The organism is Teredinibacter waterburyi, from assembly GCF_001922985.1.
In the GTDB taxonomy this organism is placed as follows: domain Bacteria; phylum Pseudomonadota; class Gammaproteobacteria; order Pseudomonadales; family Cellvibrionaceae; genus Teredinibacter; species Teredinibacter waterburyi.
In genome coordinates this window covers 1-1,038 of the sequence record NZ_MRUH01000011.1, presented here as the reverse complement: position 1 = coordinate 1,038, position 1,038 = coordinate 1, and the positions used below count along the sequence as shown (strand labels likewise).

Sequence of the window (1,038 nt, the reverse complement as noted above, 5' to 3'; positions counted from 1 at the left end):
CCAGCGGATATTCTATATGGAAACTAACAACCTTTGTCGCACTTCAGGCTTGATACTAGGTTTTTTACTCAATAACAGTTGGCGGCAAGTAAATAGTAAACTCATTGATAGGCTCGATTAAGACGCTATACGGTGAATTTTGCTCTGATTCCTTTACAATTCCCATAGTAGATAGAAGCTTGAAACTAGCTGACACAAGCTTGGCTGGCTTGACCTCTAGCTCCTTGTGCCAAACTCGATAGGTACCTAGTTTGTTATCTCTTCTATAATAAAAGCCAGCCAAAGGGTGAGTTAGGTAGACCAACGCTGACTCAACATCGGGAAAACCTGGAAAATCAAATCTATCCGAGTTAGATTGAACCAACTCTACCGAAGCGGCCGCCCAATCAGATGCCGTTTCCATAAGGTACTTATCGTATAAACCACTAGTTTCATTAAACACACAGTCGAAACTAACTTTTCCGGAGTGCCACGGAAGATTCCATAAATATCTAGGAACTGCGAGCGTCCACGAGTCCAGCGTTGTACCAAGAAACCAAACGCAACGCTCACCCGTTTTTCTATCGATAATATATATACGATAGTTGGTTTGCCCCATCGTAAATTTAGGGAACGGAAACACTGCTGATGTAAAGTCTACATCAATAAACGGAACTACGGATATAAGCCCCATTTCCTGACCATCCACTTCGACTGTATCAAGCTGAAAGCGATCTGGAAATATATCTTTAAATCTCTCCGCCGGAACAGCGTAAGTGATAATTGCAAAATGCTTCAAACCACATAAAACATCTATCCCGCTTGGCTTGGGCCTCTCTATCAAATAATCATCTAGTTTCCGTGATTCTTGCACGATACTTCCTTGAAATTTAACGCCTTTGTCAGTTGCGTTTTGGTTGTAGTGTAGTTTTGGCGTACAGTGGCGCAGCCACGCCAAAACGAAACGTAGACCAAAACGTCAACTGGACAAACTTGTTAGGCATTTTACTCATTTTTAAAATCAGTTACTTTAAAGTACCAATCTGTATCTTCTTCTTT

1 protein-coding gene is annotated in these 1,038 nt (G+C 41.4%); it reads right to left on the bottom strand.

From position 1 onward, the window contains the following. Window positions 1-64 precede the first annotated feature (64 nt). Entirely contained in the window at window positions 65-853 is a 789-nt protein-coding gene (locus IDZ20_RS01285; protein ID WP_188149625.1) for a DUF2071 domain-containing protein, read from the bottom strand. Between the last annotated feature and the right edge of the window lie 185 nt (window positions 854-1,038).